We start from the raw sequence: 16,298 nt of genomic DNA, 5'->3' as shown, positions 1-16,298 counted from the left end.
GGCGTCGATCGCCTTTGCGTCGTGGGTCCGGCGCGTTTGTTAGCGAGGTCGAATCTTGCCTCGACCACCATGTCAGCAAGCCTCATGCCATTGCGGCGAATCTCGAAAAACGCTCGGCATTTCCTCGCGTTAGCTGTCGGCGCCAGGCCGCCTCACTTGTTGCGTCATGCAACAGGTGTTGCACGCAACAAACTTGATCGGCGGCACAATCCGAGTGACACTCGACGCAACAACGTGCGGGGAAACATCCAGGAGCATCAGCCGTGACGACGGAGCGGGCTGCGCACATCGACGAGCTGGTTCGCGTTGCGGACGGCCAGAGCAGCGCGCGTGACGCAATCATCCATCAGTCGTGGGTGCGATGCGTCTCCGAACACAAGCTCGATCCGTTGGTGCTGCGCGACGCTCATATCGTAACGTCCGGGCGGCTGCGCGAGCATCGCGACGCCATGGATGAGTTCCTGCACACGGCGCGCTTCGGCGTCGAGATGCTGTATCGTCAGATCGCCGGACTCGGCTATGTGCTGCTGCTCACCGATGCCAGGGGCATCACGGTGGATTTCATCGGCGACCCGACATTCAACAACACGCTTCGCAGGGCCGGCCTCTATCTCGGCGCCGACTGGAACGAGCCGCATGCCGGCACTTGCGCAGTCGGCACCTGCATCGCGACCGAAGAAGCCCTGACGGTGCATCAATCCGACCATTTTGACGCCACCCATATTCCGCTGACCTGCACGGCCGCGCCGGTCTTCGATCCCAGCGGCAAGCTCGCTGCGGTCTTGGATATCTCCGCGCTGCGCTCGCCGGAACCGAAGGCCAGCCAGTTCCTGGCGCTGCAACTGGTCAAGTCGTTTGCTCACAAGATCGAGAATGCGAATCTGCTAAACCGTTTCCGGCAGGAATGGATCATCAAGCTGTCCGGCTCCGCGGAATTCGCCGATGTCGATCCGGACTATGTGATGGCCGTCGATAGCAGCGGCCACATCATCGGCTTCAACAATCGCGCAAGGCAGCTGCTCGCCCGCGAACTGGCCAAGCGTCCGGACCTTCGCCTGCGGGCCGACGGCTTCGGCGTGTCCGACATCTTCGAATGCACCATCGACGATCTGCCGCGCTTCGCCCATTCGCGCCCCACCGGCCAACGTACGCTGCGGCTAGCCAATAGCGGCGCGACGTTGTTCGCGCAAACCTTGCCGCCCCCGAACAAGCTGGCGGCGCCGGCCTCCTCCCGCAGCGAGTCGGCGCTTCCGGCGCCGCTACGAAACCTGTTCCGCGGCGATCCCGCCATGCATCACGTGGTGACGCGCGCCGCCAAGCTCATCAACACCCAGATGGGCTTGCTCATCACCGGCGAAACCGGCACCGGCAAGGAGCACCTGACGAAGGCGCTGCATTCGGTCAGTGCGCGGGCAGGCAGGCCCTTCGTCGCGGTCAACTGCGCCGCGCTGCCGGAAAGCCTGATCGAGAGCGAGCTGTTCGGCCACGAGGCAGGCGCCTTCACCGGAGCGGCGGCCAAGGGCAAGAAGGGTCTCGTGCTCGAAGCCGACGGCGGCACCCTGTTCCTTGACGAGATCGGCGACATGCCGATCTCGTCGCAGACGCGCCTGTTGCGCGTGCTCGCCGAGCGCGAGGTGACACCGGTCGGCCGCACCCGGCCGGTCCCGCTCAATGTCCGCGTCATCGCTGCCACCCATCGCGACCTCGTCACGCTGGTGAAGGCGGGGCAGTTCCGCGAGGATCTCTATTTCCGCCTCAACGGCGCGGTGCTTGCGCTGCCTCCGCTGCGTCAGCGCACCGATATCGAGTGGCTGATCGATCAATCCCTGCATCGGCTTTCGACGGAGCACAAGGCCAACTATGCGCTGACGGCAAGCGCGCGCAGCGCGCTGCTCAAGTACCAATGGCCCGGCAACATCCGCGAGCTGATCAATGCGCTCGATCATGGCTGCGCGCTGTCGAACGACGGCACGATCGATCTTGCCGATCTGCCGGACCGGATCGCTCATCCCCTGGGTGAGGATATCTCCGGAAAGCCGGCACGTGGCAGAGCGGCGACGTCGCGGCAAGCCGATGCGCTACTTGCGGCGTTGCGCAACAATCGCTGGAACGTCTCGCAGGTGGCGCGCGAACGCGGCGTCGATCGCTCGACCATCCATCGCCAGATTGTCCGCTTCGGCATCACGATGCCGAAAGACCTGACCTGAGTGCGGTCGTTGCCCGCCGTCGCTGACCGCCACCGTCAGATACGACATCCCTGCCGAACAGCGGCGCGAACCCATACATAATTGAAATTGCATGTGATTTTTCCTGCCCCAGGCGTTCGGCCGCCGTCGGCCGACTTCGGCCCACCCGCTGTCGCAAGCGAAATTCAGCACGCCTCACGACAGCGTGCGCCGTTCGCTGCGGGATCGTAGTATTGTCGTCGGCAGCCGTCGAAGCTAGGATTTCGCGTAGCATTCGATCGCAACGCACGAAGAGATGCACTCCAGAATCAAGCGGATGGTCGCGGCTGCGATCGGACGGCACGGCAAATGGAGGACATTATGGCGTGGCGTGACGACAAGGCCCGGGCAGCCCTGATCCGCGATGCAGCGGGCAGCGTGCCAGCGGGCAAGAGCCCCCGGGCCTTTGCCGAGCCCTTGTTCGGCTACACCAATATCGAGGATCTCGCCAATTACGATGCCGCCTCGCTTGCCCTGCTGGCGGAGCAGGCCTGGGAGCACGTGCAGCGGCGCACGGCCGGCAGCGCCGATATCCGCGTCGTCAATCCGACGTTGCCGAACGGACGCGAGATTTCCGTGCTCGAAATTCTCAACGACAACATGCCTTTCCTGTTCGATTCCACCATGGCGGAGCTCGCCGAGCAGGGCCTCGAGGTCACCCTGGTCGCTCACCCGATCATCGCGGTGGAGCGCGACGATGGAGGCAAGCTGCTGCGATTCTACGGGGAAGCACTGCCGGACGGAGCAAAGGGCGCGCGCGAAAGCCTGATTCATCTCCACATCACCCGCCTGGATGCGGATTCCGATCGCCAGAAGCTGATCGACGGCCTGACCAGGACGTTGAACAATGTCCGCGCCTGCGTTGCCGACTGGCGCGTCATGCGTGACAGTGTCGAGGAAGCGATCAAGACGTTCTCTTCCAATCCGCCGCCGCTGCCGATCGACGAACTCGCCGAAGCCAATCAGTTCCTGCAATGGCTCTGCGCGGACAATTTCACTTTCCTCGGCGTGCGCAAATATCGCTTCTCGCCCGACAGCGACGCGTCGGACGACATTACAACCGGCGAAGGCCTCGGCATTCTGCGCGATCCGGACGTGAAGGTCCTGCGTCGCGGCAGCGAAATGGTGGTGATGACACCGGAAATCCGCGAGTTCATGCACGAGCCGACCCTGCTGATCGTCATCAAGGCCAATGTCTCCAGCCGCGTCCATCGCCGCACCCGGATGGATTATGTGGGCATCAAACTCTACTCGCCCGACGGCCGGCTCGAAGGCGAGTTGCGCGTCGTCGGCCTTTTCACCTCGGGCGCCTATACTCGCTCGGTACGGCAGATCCCTTATGTTCGCCACAAGGTTTCGCGGGTGCTGCAGCGCGCGGGCTTCGACCCGAACGGTCATTCCGGCAAGGCGCTGATGCATATTCTCGAAGATTATCCGCGCGACGAGCTGTTCCAGATCGATGTCGACACGCTCTACAACTTCGTCATCGAGATCCTGATCCTCTACGAGCGCCCGCGCGTCCGGGCGCTGCCGCGGGTCGACAAGTTCGATCGCTTTGTCTCCATCCTCACCTTCATTCCGCGCGACAAATACGACACCGACGTCCGCACGCGCGTCGGAGCCTTTTTGGCGCAGGCCTACAAAGGGAAGCTGTCCGCCTCCTACGTGTCATTCCCGGAAGGGGCGCTTGCGCGCGTCCACTTCATCATCGGGCGCTATGAAGGCAAAACGCCCGTCGTCGACCGCGCCCTGCTCGAAGCCGGGATCAGCGCCATTGCCGCGACCTGGGCCGACAAGCTGAAGGCCGCGCTCACCGCGTCGACCGATGGCATGCGGGCGCGCATGCTCACCAACCGATATGCCCAGGCCTTCAGCGGCGGCTATACCGAGGTGTTCGGCGCGGAACAGGCGATCGCCGATATCACGACCGTCGAAAAGCTGACGCCGGCGCGCCCGGTGACGATTTCGGTTTACCGCATCGAAGGCGACGATCCGAGGCGCTTCGGCCTGAAGGTGTTTTCGGACGGCGTACCGCTGTCGTTGTCCTACCGCGTGCCGGTGATCGAAAATCACGGCCTGCGCGTGGTCAACGAACGCACCTATCAGGTCGTGCCCGGTACCAGGCCTGCCCCGGTATGGCTGCACGACATGACGATCGAGACCAGTGACGGCCAGCCCATCGAGATCAATCCGGAATTCAGCCATCGCCTGGAAGCCTCGATCATGGCGGTGGTGACCGATCGCGCCGAATCCGACGGATATAACGGCCTGATCCTGCGCACCGCCCTAAGTTGGCGGGAAGTCTCGACCATTCGGGCGCTGTCGCGTTATTTGCACCAGATCCGCGCTCCGTTCACTCAGGATTACATGTGGGAGACCTTGCGCAAGAACGCCGCGATCACGGCCAGCCTGGTCGCGATGTTCCAGACCCGCCTCGATCCGCGCCTCGCCTTGACGGACGCCGAGCGCGCGGCGCGCGAGGCGGCTTTGCTTGCCGAGGTCGAGGAACAGCTCAAATCCGTCGCCTCGCTCGATGAAGACCGCATCCTGCGCCGCTTCACCAATCTGGTGCAGGCTACCGTTCGCACCAATCTGTGGCAGATCGGCGAGGATGGACACCCGCGTCCGGTGATCTCCTTCAAGTTCGAGGCGCGCCGGATCGACGACTTGCCCGCTCCACGACCGCTCTACGAGATCTTCGTCTATTCCCCTCGTGTCGAAGGTATCCACCTGCGCTTCGGCAAGGTTGCGCGCGGTGGCTTGCGCTGGTCCGACCGGCCGCAGGATTTCCGCACCGAGATCCTCGGCCTGGTGAAAGCGCAGCAGGTCAAGAACGCCGTGATCGTGCCGGTCGGTGCCAAGGGCGGCTTCGTGCCCAAGCGCCTGCCGCCGCCTTCCAAGCGCGACGCCTGGCTCGCGGAGGGCACCGAAAGCTATCGCATCTTCGTTCGCTCGCTGCTCGAGCTCACCGACAATCTCGACGGCGACATCGTCGTGCCGCCCGAATCCACCGTGCGTCACGACGGCGACGACCCCTACCTCGTCGTCGCCGCCGACAAGGGCACCGCCACCTTCTCCGATGTCGCCAACGCGATCTCGGCCGAGATGAACCATTGGCTCGGCGATGCCTTCGCATCCGGCGGCAGCCAGGGTTACGACCACAAGAAGATGGGGATCACGGCGCGCGGCGCCTGGACGGCGGTCAAGCGCCACTTCCGCGAGCTCGGCACCGACATTCAGACCATGCCGTTCACCGCGGTCGGCGTCGGCGACATGTCGGGCGACGTTTTCGGCAATGGCATGCTGCTCTCGCCGGCGACAAGGCTAGTGGCGGCTTTCGATCATCGCGACATCTTTATCGATCCTTCACCCGATCCATCGACCAGCTTCGCCGAGCGCAAGCGCCTGTTCGATCTGCCGCGATCGAGTTGGCAGGACTACAACAAGTCGCTGATCTCGCAGGGCGGCGGCGTGTTCTCGCGCTCGCTCAAGGCGATCCCGCTTGCGCCGGAAGTGCGCACGCTGCTCGATCTCGACAAGCCGCAAGCCACGCCTTTCGAGGTGATGACGGCGATCCTGAAGGCTCGCGCGGACCTGTTGTGGTTTGGCGGCATCGGCACCTATGTCCGCTCCTCCGGGGAAAGCGACGACCAGGTCGGGGACCGCGCCAACGATCCGATCCGCATCGCGGGCGGCGACGTGCGTGCCCGGGTGATCGGCGAAGGGGCCAACCTCGGCGTTACCCAGCGCGGCCGCATCGAAGCGGCGCAGAAGGGCGTCAAGCTCAACACCGACGCCATCGACAATTCGGCCGGCGTGAACACGTCCGACGTCGAGGTCAACATCAAGATCGCGCTGGCGCGCCCCGAACGCGAGGGACGCCTCAGTCCCACTGACCGCAACAGCCTGCTTGCCGCGATGACCGACGAGGTCGGCGTGCTGGTGCTGCGCAACAACTATCTGCAGACGCTGGCGCTGTCGCTGGCCGAGCGCAAGGGTGTGGCAGAGACCGGTTTCCTCACCCGCCTGATGCAGTCGCTCGAACAGCGCGGCTTGCTGAGCCGCGCCGTGGAGTTCTTGCCCGACGACGCCGCGCTCACCGAGCGCACACGGCGCGGCCAGTCCCTCGCGCGGCCCGAGCTTGCCGTGCTGCTCGCCTACGCCAAGCTGACCCTCTACGATGATCTGCTCGTCACCAGCGTGCCCGACGACCCCTATCTTGCCCGCGAACTATCCCAGTATTTTCCGCGCGAGGTTCAGGACAAATTCCCGACCGCGGCCGGATTGCATCGCCTGCGGCGGGAGATCATCGCGACCAGTCTTGCCAATGCGGTGATCAATCGCGGCGGCCCGGCCTGCGTCGTGCGCCTGATCGACGAGACCGACGCCGACATCCCGACCATCGTCATGGCCTATGTGGCGGTCGATGAATGCTACGGCCTGAAGTGGCTCAATGACGCGATCGACGCGCTCGACGCCTGCATCGACGGGCAGCTGCAGCTGTCCCTCTACGCTTCGGTGCAGGACCTCCTGCTCTCCCGCATGGTCTGGTACGTGCGCAATGCCGATTTCAAGGACGGGCTGGAGGCCGTCGTCGCGCGCTTCGGCCCGGCGATCCGCCAGATCGTCGCCGGGCTCGACACTGCCTTGCCGCCGGACTTGCAAGCCGCGCGCGTCAAGCGGCGGCAGGAACTCGCCGACGCCGGTGTCCCGGCCGGCCTCGCCGGAGAGCTCGCCGATCTTGACGCTTTGGTCTCGGCTCCCGACATCGTGACGGTTGCCGAGCGCACCACGCGCCCCATCGGCGATGCCGCCGCGACCTTCTACGCCGCCGAGGCGAATTTCCGTCTCGACCGCATCATCGCCGCCGCACGCAGTGTGCCGGCCAACGATTATTTCGAACGCATGGCCATAGATCGCGCCGTCGAGCAGATCGCCGGCGCCGAAAGGAGACTGGCCGCCGATATGCTGGCAACCGGCCAGTCTGGCCAGCAGGCCGTCGAGACCTGGCTCGCGGCTCACCCCGAGGCGACGCGTATCCGCCGCTCGGTCGAGGAGATCGCTGCCAGCGGCCTGACCCTCGCCAAGCTGACGGTGGCGGCGAACCTGCTGGGGGACTTAGTCAAGGCCTGAGGGTGTGCGAGGCAGCGATGTGAGAAGCGCGATGCTGGCGCAGGTAGTTAGCCGGCAAACGGAGGAATCCAATGATCCACGCCACCTGCCATACCGCCGACAATGTTCGCTGCATCGAGTTCGATGCCACGCCGTGGTTCAGCGAGGCTGACGCTCCGAGCATTATCGATTTGGCCCAACGAGGATGGACCAGCACTGCGATTGCAGATTCCCTCGAGCACAGACGAGGATACGAACGCCTCCACGACCTCATTGAGTATGCGGCGAAGCGACTGCAATTGGAGTCTTTGGAAGACCCAACTTGGGAAACCTTCGAGTGTGTCGTCGATGGACCCGAGGCCGTCGCCTGGCTCGAGAAAAACCGGCCCAACGTTGTGGAAAGAATCCCCTAAGCTGGGGGAATCGCAGCAAAGGCTACAATTGAACGGCGGCGAACGAAGCGGAAATGGCGCACCCGACACGATTCGAACGTGTGACCTTTGCCTTCGGAGGGCAACGCTCTATCCAGCTGAGCTACGGGTGCGTGCAGGGGTTCATTTAGCTGATTGGCTCCGCGTCGGCAACGGCGTTGTCCAACTGGTTAAGGGCTGTAAACTGGCTCCCGACAATATGACAGGCCGCGGAAAAAGGCTGTCTTTCGAGGGAGTTTGCCCATGCGTCCGCTGGAATTCGGCTGGTATCTGCCCACGCATGGCGACACCACGGCCTATGGGCTGATGGAGGCCCAGATCGCCGGTTCGCCGGAACTCTGCGAGCGCGTGGTCGCGGCCGCCGAGGACGCCGGCTTCGAGTATCTGCTGATCCCGGTAGGCTCGGTGTGCTGGGAGGCCTGGATCACGGGCGCCTTCATGGCGGCGCGCTCCAGCCGGATCAAGCCGCTGATTGCGGCGCGGCCCGGCTATATCAACCCGGTGCTGATGGCAAAGATGATCTCGACCTTCGACCAGATGTCGGGCGGGCGGATCTGCATCAATCTGATCGCCGGCCAGAACGAGAGCGAGGTCGAGGCCGAGGGCGTGCGCTATGCCAAAGAGGAACGCTACGCGCTGATGGAGGAGGAGGTCTCGATCCTCAAGGCGCTGTGGACGACGCGCGGCCCGGTGCATTTCCAGGGCAGGTTTCACACGATCTCCGGCGCGCATATCAGGCCGCGTCCGTTGCAGCAGCCGTTTCCGAAATTCTATCTCGGCGGCGGCTCGCGGCAGGCCTGGGAGGTGTCGGCGAAGCATTCCGACGTCCATCTGTTCTGGGGCGACCTGCCGGAGCGCATCGCGGAGAATATCGCCGAGATTCGGCGGATGGCGCGGGCGCATGACCGCGAGGATGCGATCGGCTTCGGCATGCGGCTGCAGGTGATCTGCCGCGAGAACGAGACAGATGCCTGGGAGGCGGCCGACCAGCTGGTGCGCCACGCCACCGAGCGGCAGAAGCAGGAGATGAAGACGCTCTACAATCGCTCGGAGGCCAACCAGCGCGTGCAGCAGCTCGCGCGCGACTACGGCGATCTCCTGATGCCGCATCTGTGGACCGGCATCACCAAGGTGCGGCCCGGCGCCGGCATCGCGGTGGTCGGCGATCCCGCGCAATGCGCCGCGACCTTGCAGCAGTTCATCGATGCCGGTTGCCACTCCTTCTGCCTGTCCGGTTATCTGCACGACGAGGAGGCCGAGCGGTTCGGCCGCCTGATCCGCCCGATCCTCGCCGCCAACAATCATGGACGGCTCGTGGCCTGAGGTGCGGGTGCGGAAGCTTTCCGAAAATTCACGGGTGAATCTGCGCCTGACGCGCCATGATCCAGCCGAGCTCGCGGCAGCAACGGAGTCGAACCATGCATCACCGGGCCTGGCTTGCGGCCGCGGCATTGCTCGTCGTGGCGGCGGCGCACGTACCCGCGGCGTCCGCGACGCAGGCACAGACCGAGCGCGACCGGAAACCGGTCAAGGAGATCGCCAATGCGCGGATTGCCGTCGGCAAAGCGAGCTTTCCGCTCTACCTCTCGGCCGACTGGTCCAACCCGCTGCCGGATGTTACGCGCGCGGTGCTCGTGCTGCATGGCGTGCTGCGCAATGCCGACGACTATTTTCGCGCGGCGCTGAGCGCGCAGGCCGCGGCCGGCGATGCCGGCGAGCATGCGCTGATGATCGCGCCGCAATTCCTGATCGAGTCCGACGTCGAGGCCTTCAAGCTGCCGGCGGAGACGCTGCGCTGGAGCCTCTATGGCTGGCAGGGCGGCGAGCCTGCGCTCGCGCCGAGCGCGGCGAGCTCGTTCGAGGCGCTCGATGCCATCCTGGCGAAGCTCGGCGACCGCAAGCTGTTTCCGAACCTGCAGCAGGTCGTCGTGTTCGGTCATTCCGGCGGCGGCCAGGTGGTGCAGCGCTATGCGATCGCGGTGAAGGGCGATCAGCTGCTGCTGCGCGAGGGCATCGGCGTGCGCTATGTGGTCGCCAATCCGTCCTCCTACGCCTATTTCACCAAGGAGCGGCCGGAGCCCGCGATCGCGGCGAACTGCCATGGCTACAACAGCTGGAAATTCGGTATGGACGACCGCCCGCCCTATCTTGCCGAGCCTTCGCCGGCTGCGCTGGAGCAGGCCTATGTCGCGCGCCGCGTGATCTATCTGCTCGGAACGCTCGACACCAACCCCAATCATCCCGCGCTCGACAAATCCTGCATGGCGGAGGCCCAGGGGCCGTACCGTTACGCGCGCGGGCATTCCTATGCCGCCGTGATGCAGGCCCGCGACGGCGGCGCGCCAAACCACAGCGTGTGGGATGTGCCCGGCGTCGGCCATGCCGGCGGCAAGATGCTCAATTCGCCCTGCGGCCTGACCGCCGTATTCGACATCCCCGGCTGCGAAGCAGCGCGCTGAGCCCCCCGACACCAGAATTTGTGCGCGGAGACGGTGGCAAGCGGCACAGAGATCGCCTACGCTTGTGCCGCGAATGGAGCAGCACGACCGACAGCTCGATGGAGAACATCATGAGAGCAGGTTTGATCACGCTTCTGACAGCCGGTGCCTTCCTCGGCTTGACCCCGGCCAACGCCGCAGAGGGATGCGGTGACGGTTGCCACAGGACCTCACGAGGTGCCTGCGTGATCGACGGCTGGGGGACCGCCGCGCGGGTCAGGAATGAGTGTCCCGCCACCTCGCGCCCGCGCCCGCCGTGTGGTGGCGCTGGCTTCGTCTGGCGGCGCGACTACCAGGCTTGCAGCCAGACCACGAAGGATTGGCTCTAGTGTGCTGAATGCGAAGTTCGTGCGATTTCGCGGCAGCCACTTTCACGAACTTCGCATTCATAAACCACTAGAATCATAAGTTTGCTAGTGTCCTTATCGAATCCGAAGTTCGCTCCGAAGGTGCGGCAAATGATGCGAACTTCGGATTCGGGACACTAGCCGTCGACGGCCTGGCCAGCGTCACGCCGGCACGATCACCTTACCGATCGGCCACAGCGCGATGCCGGCAAGCTTGAGATGCGCCCAGGCGAACGGGATGCCGATGATGGTCACCGCCAGCAGGATCGCGGTGATCACATGGCCGATCGCGAGCCACCAGCCGGCCAGGATGAACCAGATCAGATTGCCGATCACGCCGAGCGGTCCGGTACCGATGTCGGACGTGCCGGTCACCTCATCGCGGCGCACCGCACGCGAGCCGAACGGGAGCAGCGTGTAGACGGCGATGTTGAAGGCGGCGCGCGCCCAGGGCAGCCCGATAATGGTCACAGCCATGATCACGGCGGCGACCAGCCAGCCGAACGCCATCCACGCGCCGCCGATCAGGATCCAGAGGATGTTCAGGAGGATAGATACAGGCTGCATGGCTGACACCTTCGCGCCGCTTGGGACTGCTCTTTATATACGCCGCCGCCCGGCGCTGCGGTAGGTGTGGCCTAACCGCGCGCCTGCCGTGACGAGGCGCTTCACCGGCGGCCGGCACCGAACGACAGCTGGCACCTCATTGCATCCATCGCGACGGCAATTAATCTCGCGCGACCGGGCAGGGCGCAAAGACGCCTGCACCGAAAAGGGAGAACAACAATGAGAACAATATTCGGAGCAGGGATCTTGGCGGCGCTGGCATTGTCGGTGTCGGCCGTGCGGGCTGAGGACGCCGTGCGCTTCGCGCCGCTGAAGGCGGAGGAGCTGTCGCCGGCGCAAAAGGCCTGGGCCGACATGATCAGCGCGCCGCCGCGCAATGCCAAATTCACCGCGCCGCCCTACCGCGCCTATATCCGCAATCCCGATCTGGCACCAAAGCTGTCGAACCTGTCGGAGTATCTGCGGTGGAATACCTCGCTGCCGGCGCGGCTCAGCGAAATGGCGATCCTGATCACGGCGCGGCACTGGACCGCGCAATATGAATGGTCCGCGCACCATCCGCTGGCGATCAAGGGCGGGCTCGATCCGAAAATCGCGGACGCGATCGCCAAGGGCACGCGGCCCGATAGCATGAAGGACGACGAGGCCGCGCTGTACGATCTCGGCATCGCGCTCTATCGCGACAAGGAGGTCAGCGACGCTGTCTACAAGGCGGCGCTGGATAAATTCGGCGAGCGCGGCATCACGGATATCATCGCCATCATGGGCTATTACGACATGGTCTCGATGATGCTGATCACGATGCAGGCCGGTCCCGCGAATAACGGCGTGCAGCCGTTGGCGGTGCTGGAGAAGTAGGGCGTCTGCAGTGGTCTCGCGTTCTTACCTTTCCCGCCTGCGGGGGAGGTCGACGTGCGCGCAGCGCGCGGCGGGTGGGGGCTCTCTCCCCAGTTTTGACTCGTGGTGAAACCTCTACCCCAACCCTCCGCCGCAAGCGGGAGAGGGAGCGCAGTCACATCGCGCGCTTACCGCCGGAAACCGCTGGCGCGCGAATAGCCCTGGCGGCCTTCCTGGGCGGGGCGCGCGGCCATGCTGGCGCGCGTTTCGCTGGCGACCGGCGTCGCCGGCTTCAAATCCTCGAGGAAGATCGGTTTGGCGAAGTAATAGCCCTGGGCATAGCGAATCTTGGTCGCGGCCTGCAGATAGGTGAGTTCCTCGTAGGACTCGATACCCTCGGCGATCACGGTCATGCCGAGCGCCTCGCTCAGCGATTCGATCGCGCGCAAGATGCCCTGGCTGCGCGGCCGCTGATGGATGTCGGTGATGAAGGAGCGGTCGATCTTGATCTCGTCGGCGGTGATATCGGCGAGCGCCGACAGCGACGAATAGCCGATGCCGAAATCGTCGATCGAGATGCCGACGCCGATGCCGCGCAGGATCGGCAGGATCTGGTCCTGGAAATGCGACCGCGTCACGAACGCGTCCTCGGTTACCTCGATCATGAAGCGTTTGGGGAAGCCGGTCTCCTCGAGCGCGCGCGCGAACCGGCGCATGAATTCGAGGTTGGAGGCCTGCTTGGCGGCGACATTGATGCTGATCGTCGCCGTCGGACCGAACGTGTCGTTGATCAGGTCGATCGACTTGACGATCTCCGCCAGCACCAGGAACGTCAGCTCGTCGATCAGGCCGAGCTCGACCGCGAGATCAATGAAGGTGCCCGGCGCCTGGATCACGCCCTCGTCGTCGCGCAGCCGCACCAGCGCCTCGATGCCCTTCACCTCCTGGGTGCGGATATCGACCTTGGCCTGGAACGCGCAGCAGAAGCGCTTTTCCAGGATCGCCAGCCGCAGCGACTGCTCGATCTTCATCCGCGCCAGCGCCTCGCGCTCCATGCTGTTGTCGAAGAACGCGGTCGAGCCCTTGCCGTTGTTCTTGACGCGGTACATCGCGATATCGGCATTCTGGCGCAGCGCCTCGTAGCTCCGGCCATGCATCGGATAGAGGCTGACGCCGATCGAGGTCGAGGCGAAGATCTCGGAGTCCTCGATGAAGAACGGCGCCTTCAGCCGCTCCTGCATGACATGGATGAATTCGGCGACTTCGTCATTGCCGCTGATCGGGTTGAGCAGCAGCAGGAATTCATCGCCGGAGATGCGCGACAGGATATCGGTGTCGCGCAGCGCGTGGCCGAGTCGCTTCGACAGCTCAACGAGCAGCGCATCGCCGATCGCGTGGCCGTAATAGTCGTTGATGTGCTTGAAGTTGTCGACGTCGAGGAAGGCGAGCGCGAAATGGCCTTGCGAATCGTCGCGGATCAAGCCGTTGACGCGGTGCTCGATCACCCGGCGGGTCGGCAGGCCGGTCAGCTCGTCGTAATAGGCCGAGCGGAACAGCTGGTCCTCGAACGCCTTCTGCTCGCTGATGTCGGTCGAGGTCGAGATCAGGAGATTGCGACCGGCGATCCGGACGGGCCGGTGCGAGGTCAGGAACACGTATTTGGATGCGCCGCAGGAGAGCGTTTCCTCGAGCACCACCGGACGGCCGCTGCGCAGCAGGTCCAGGTTGGCGGCGTGGCGCTCGTCGACCGGGGACGGCTGGCTCGCGCTGGCGGCCAGCTGCAGCTGGCTCGCGGCTGCTTCATTCACCAGGATGATCTGGCCCTGCTCGTCCTGGACGGTCACTCCCGCCGGAAGGAGTTGGAGAAGGTCGCGCAGGATACGCAATTCATTGCCGGAAATATCGTCTTGGCCGGGCACTGCCGCGCCCGCCTGAAAATCGTGTCTGGTGAGACTGTGCATGCGCCGACCTTGGCAAAGTCCGTTGTAGTTTTGGTTAAGCGGACCTGCGAAATGCCGTGACAGAATGAGACCGCGACGGCTTTCGCAAGCCGTCGCGGCAATCGTCATTAACAGAGTATCAATGTCGGCTGCGACCGCTGCTGAAAGCGATTGCGCAGCGCGCGGTTGCATCAACGCATGCGCGTGTGCCGGAAAGCCGACTTATCAACAGCTCGGAAGCTTGCACTGCATGGTGCAGTGAACACCGGTCTTCAGGTAACTGATCTCGGTCTTGCCGTCGAACGGCCGCAGCGCCGACTTGAGCAGCTTGGTGCCGAAGCCGGCTTCGCCGATCGTCTCGACCACTGGTCCCTCGGTCTCGTCCCAGATCACGTTGAGACGTCCGTCGTCGACGGTCCATGACACTTGTAAAAATCCGCGCGGCGAGGAGAAGGCGCCGTATTTTCCGGCGTTGGTTGCAAGCTCATGGAAGATCAGCGCCAGCGAGACGGCGAGCTTGGCGGGCAGGAACAGCTGCTCGCCATTGAGGTTGAACCGCACGTGGCCGTAGGGCCCGAGTTCCGAGCGCAGCAAATCCTTGATATCGCAGCCATAGCCGTCGACCCGCGCGATCAGATCGTCGGTTGCCGAGAGCGCGCGGATGCGATGGTCGATGCGCTGCCAGACATCGGGCCGGTCCTGCAGCGCCTGATGCAGTACGGCATGAATGGTCGAGGACTTGTTCTTCAGCCGGTGCTGCAATTCGTCGACCACCACCTTGCGGTACTGCTCTTCCTCGATCAGCCGTTTGGAAACTTCGCGCTGCTGTGCGACCAGGGAACGGTAATGCTCGACGCCCCAAATCGCGATGCCGCACACAACCCAGAAGATCATCAGCAGCGCAAAGCGCGCAGGATCGGCGTGCGCGCCGCTGAAATTGAGCACGACGCCGAGCAGGCCGCTCGCCAGCGCGGTCGCGATCCCGATCCGGAAACCGCCAAGGGCGGTGGCAAAGAACACCGCCGGGAAATAGGGCGTGAAGAACACATCCGGCCGGATCTGGGCGAGCCCGAAGCGCGCGGCCGTGGCCAAAACGAGACAAAGCACCGCGAAGGCGACCGCAAGCCGCACCGACGGCTGGGCATCGCCCCGCCAACACGCCCTGAAATCGTCGATCCACTTCGCCATCGGTCGTTCCAGTTCACGTGAACAGGCGACCCAAAATAAGGCCGCTGCGACCGAAAAACCGCAGTAGTGGCCTTCTGGCCACAGGCGGACCTCGCGACCGTGGCGGCTTGCAAGTGCTTGTATTGGCAGCAGGAGCTGGGGAATATCCGCAACATCATACAAGTAAGTTGAGGGGACCGACATGGGACGGCTGGACGGCAAGGTCGCGGTGATCACAGGGGCGACCAGCGGCATCGGGCTGCGCACGGCGGAGATCTTTGTCGCGGAGGGCGCGAAGGTCGTGATTGCCGGGCGCCGCGCGCCGGAGGGCGAGGCACTGGCGCAACAGCTCGGCGAGACCTGCGTGTTCCGTCAGACCGATGTCACGGTCGAGGAACAGATGCAGGCGCTGATCGCGCTTGCGGTCGAGAAGTTCGGCCGGATCGACTGCCTGTTCAACAATGCCGGCGGCCCGGCGCAGACCGGGGGCATCGAAGGCCTCGACGTCGAGCGGTTCGACGCCGCGATGGCGACGCTGGTGCGCAGCGTCATGCTCGGCATGAAGCATGCCGCGCCCTACATGCGCAAACAGGGCTTCGGCAGTATCATCAACAATGGCAGCATCGCCGGACGGCTCGCCGGCTTCTCGTCGTCGATGGTCTATGGCGCCGCGAAGGCCGCGGTGATCCATTTCACCAAATGCGTGGCAATGGAGCTCGGCGAGTCCGGCATCCGCGTCAACTCGATCTCGCCCGGCGCGATCGCCACCGGCATTTTCGGCAAGGCGCTCGGGCTGTCGACGGAAGCGGCGGAGAAGACCGCGGCCGTGATGCGCGAGGTCTACAAGGCAGCGCAGCCGATGCCGCGCGCCGGCCTGCCCGACGACATCGCGCATGCCGCGGTGTTCCTGGCGAGCGACGAGTCGAGCTTCATCAACGGCCATGACCTCGTGATCGACGGCGCCATCACCGGCGGCCGCAACTGGAGCCAACAGCAGGCCGGCTACGTCGCGCTGCGCAAGGCGTTCGATCAGGGCGCGGGGTAGCAGCATCCGTCATTGCGAGCGACGCGACTTGTCCGCCGAAACCGTGGCGAAGGCGGAAGCAATCCATAGCGTGCACTGCCGATTCCTTCAGGGCGAGGAGAAAGTATGAAGTGCGTCTTGATCACGGGC

The 16,298-nt window shown here is 64.4% G+C and carries 11 protein-coding genes and 1 tRNA gene; 8 read left to right on the top strand and 4 right to left on the bottom strand.

Features of this window, described 5'->3' with window-relative positions; genetic code table 11:
- Nucleotides 1–263 precede the first annotated feature (263 nt).
- The 3 genes from ACVWZM_RS16960 (at nt 264) to ACVWZM_RS16950 (ending at nt 7,750) form a co-directional block, all read left to right on the top strand.
- A complete protein-coding gene (locus tag ACVWZM_RS16960; protein ID WP_456853948.1) occupies nt 264–2,207 on the top strand; it encodes a sigma-54-dependent Fis family transcriptional regulator in 1,944 nt (647 codons plus the stop codon).
- Nucleotides 2,208–2,534: 327 nt separating this feature from the next.
- Nucleotides 2,535–7,358, top strand: a complete 4,824-nt coding sequence (locus tag ACVWZM_RS16955) for an NAD-glutamate dehydrogenase (protein WP_456853946.1) — start codon at nt 2,535–2,537, stop codon at nt 7,356–7,358.
- A gap of 71 nt (nt 7,359–7,429) precedes the next feature.
- Nucleotides 7,430–7,750 (top strand): hypothetical protein, encoded by a 321-nt coding sequence (locus ACVWZM_RS16950; RefSeq protein ID WP_168856591.1) that lies wholly within the window; start codon nt 7,430–7,432, stop codon nt 7,748–7,750.
- 54 nt (nt 7,751–7,804) lie between these two features.
- Here the strand turns inward: ACVWZM_RS16950 and ACVWZM_RS16945 are convergent.
- Nucleotides 7,805–7,881, bottom strand: a tRNA-Arg gene (locus tag ACVWZM_RS16945).
- Nucleotides 7,882–8,011: 130 nt separating this feature from the next.
- Here ACVWZM_RS16945 and ACVWZM_RS16940 point away from each other — a divergent pair.
- From ACVWZM_RS16940 to ACVWZM_RS16930, 3 genes are all read left to right on the top strand, one after another.
- Nucleotides 8,012–9,091, top strand: a complete 1,080-nt coding sequence (locus tag ACVWZM_RS16940) for an LLM class flavin-dependent oxidoreductase (RefSeq protein WP_168856590.1) — start codon at nt 8,012–8,014, stop codon at nt 9,089–9,091.
- Nucleotides 9,092–9,186: 95 nt separating this feature from the next.
- Complete coding sequence (locus ACVWZM_RS16935) at nt 9,187–10,227, top strand: alpha/beta hydrolase (protein WP_456783194.1); 1,041 nt, start codon at nt 9,187–9,189, stop codon at nt 10,225–10,227.
- 110 nt (nt 10,228–10,337) lie between these two features.
- A complete protein-coding gene (locus tag ACVWZM_RS16930) occupies nt 10,338–10,595 on the top strand; it encodes a GCG_CRPN prefix-to-repeats domain-containing protein (protein WP_156436045.1) in 258 nt (85 codons plus the stop codon).
- 180 nt (nt 10,596–10,775) lie between these two features.
- On the opposite strand, the gene ACVWZM_RS16925 is transcribed toward ACVWZM_RS16930, so the two are convergent.
- Nucleotides 10,776–11,180, bottom strand: coding sequence for a YccF domain-containing protein (locus ACVWZM_RS16925; RefSeq protein WP_016843571.1), 405 nt, complete (start codon nt 11,178–11,180; stop codon nt 10,776–10,778).
- 219 nt (nt 11,181–11,399) lie between these two features.
- On the opposite strand from ACVWZM_RS16925, the gene ACVWZM_RS16920 reads away from it, so the two are divergent.
- Nucleotides 11,400–12,038 (top strand): carboxymuconolactone decarboxylase family protein, encoded by a 639-nt coding sequence (locus tag ACVWZM_RS16920; RefSeq protein WP_456853944.1) that lies wholly within the window; start codon nt 11,400–11,402, stop codon nt 12,036–12,038.
- A 167-nt stretch (nt 12,039–12,205) separates the two neighbouring features.
- Here ACVWZM_RS16920 and ACVWZM_RS16915 read toward each other — a convergent pair whose 3' ends face one another.
- Both ACVWZM_RS16915 and ACVWZM_RS16910 read right to left on the bottom strand, forming a co-directional pair.
- Nucleotides 12,206–13,978, bottom strand: a complete 1,773-nt coding sequence (locus tag ACVWZM_RS16915; RefSeq protein ID WP_057015383.1) for a putative bifunctional diguanylate cyclase/phosphodiesterase — start codon at nt 13,976–13,978, stop codon at nt 12,206–12,208.
- Nucleotides 13,979–14,182: 204 nt separating this feature from the next.
- Nucleotides 14,183–15,145 (bottom strand): sensor histidine kinase, encoded by a 963-nt coding sequence (locus ACVWZM_RS16910; RefSeq protein ID WP_057015384.1) that lies wholly within the window; start codon nt 15,143–15,145, stop codon nt 14,183–14,185.
- 181 nt (nt 15,146–15,326) lie between these two features.
- Between ACVWZM_RS16910 and ACVWZM_RS16905 the strand changes: the two genes are divergently transcribed.
- Nucleotides 15,327–16,169, top strand: coding sequence for an SDR family NAD(P)-dependent oxidoreductase (locus ACVWZM_RS16905; RefSeq protein WP_456853942.1), 843 nt, complete (start codon nt 15,327–15,329; stop codon nt 16,167–16,169).
- The last annotated feature ends 129 nt before the right edge of the window (nt 16,170–16,298 follow it).

The sequence above is a fragment of the Bradyrhizobium sp. USDA 4501 genome (assembly GCF_054062115.1).
Note: the sequence above shows the minus strand (reverse complement) of the source record. Positions and strands in the feature narration are given on the sequence as shown.

Bases quoted from the DNA above. Each gene is read 5' to 3' on its own strand.
- ACVWZM_RS16955 (WP_456853946.1), top strand. From the start codon at position 2,535: ATGGAGGACATTATGGCGTGGCGTGACGACAAGGCCCGGGCAGCCCTG.
- ACVWZM_RS16950 (WP_168856591.1), top strand. From the start codon at position 7,430: ATGATCCACGCCACCTGCCATACCGCCGACAATGTTCGCTGCATCGAG.
- ACVWZM_RS16940 (WP_168856590.1), top strand. From the start codon at position 8,012: ATGCGTCCGCTGGAATTCGGCTGGTATCTGCCCACGCATGGCGACACC.
- ACVWZM_RS16935 (WP_456783194.1), top strand. From the start codon at position 9,187: ATGCATCACCGGGCCTGGCTTGCGGCCGCGGCATTGCTCGTCGTGGCG.
- ACVWZM_RS16930 (WP_156436045.1), top strand. From the start codon at position 10,338: ATGAGAGCAGGTTTGATCACGCTTCTGACAGCCGGTGCCTTCCTCGGC.
- ACVWZM_RS16925 (WP_016843571.1), bottom strand. From the start codon at position 11,180: ATGCAGCCTGTATCTATCCTCCTGAACATCCTCTGGATCCTGATCGGC.
- ACVWZM_RS16920 (WP_456853944.1), top strand. From the start codon at position 11,400: ATGAGAACAATATTCGGAGCAGGGATCTTGGCGGCGCTGGCATTGTCG.
- ACVWZM_RS16915 (WP_057015383.1), bottom strand. From the start codon at position 13,978: ATGCACAGTCTCACCAGACACGATTTTCAGGCGGGCGCGGCAGTGCCC.
- ACVWZM_RS16910 (WP_057015384.1), bottom strand. From the start codon at position 15,145: ATGGCGAAGTGGATCGACGATTTCAGGGCGTGTTGGCGGGGCGATGCC.
- ACVWZM_RS16905 (WP_456853942.1), top strand. From the start codon at position 15,327: ATGGGACGGCTGGACGGCAAGGTCGCGGTGATCACAGGGGCGACCAGC.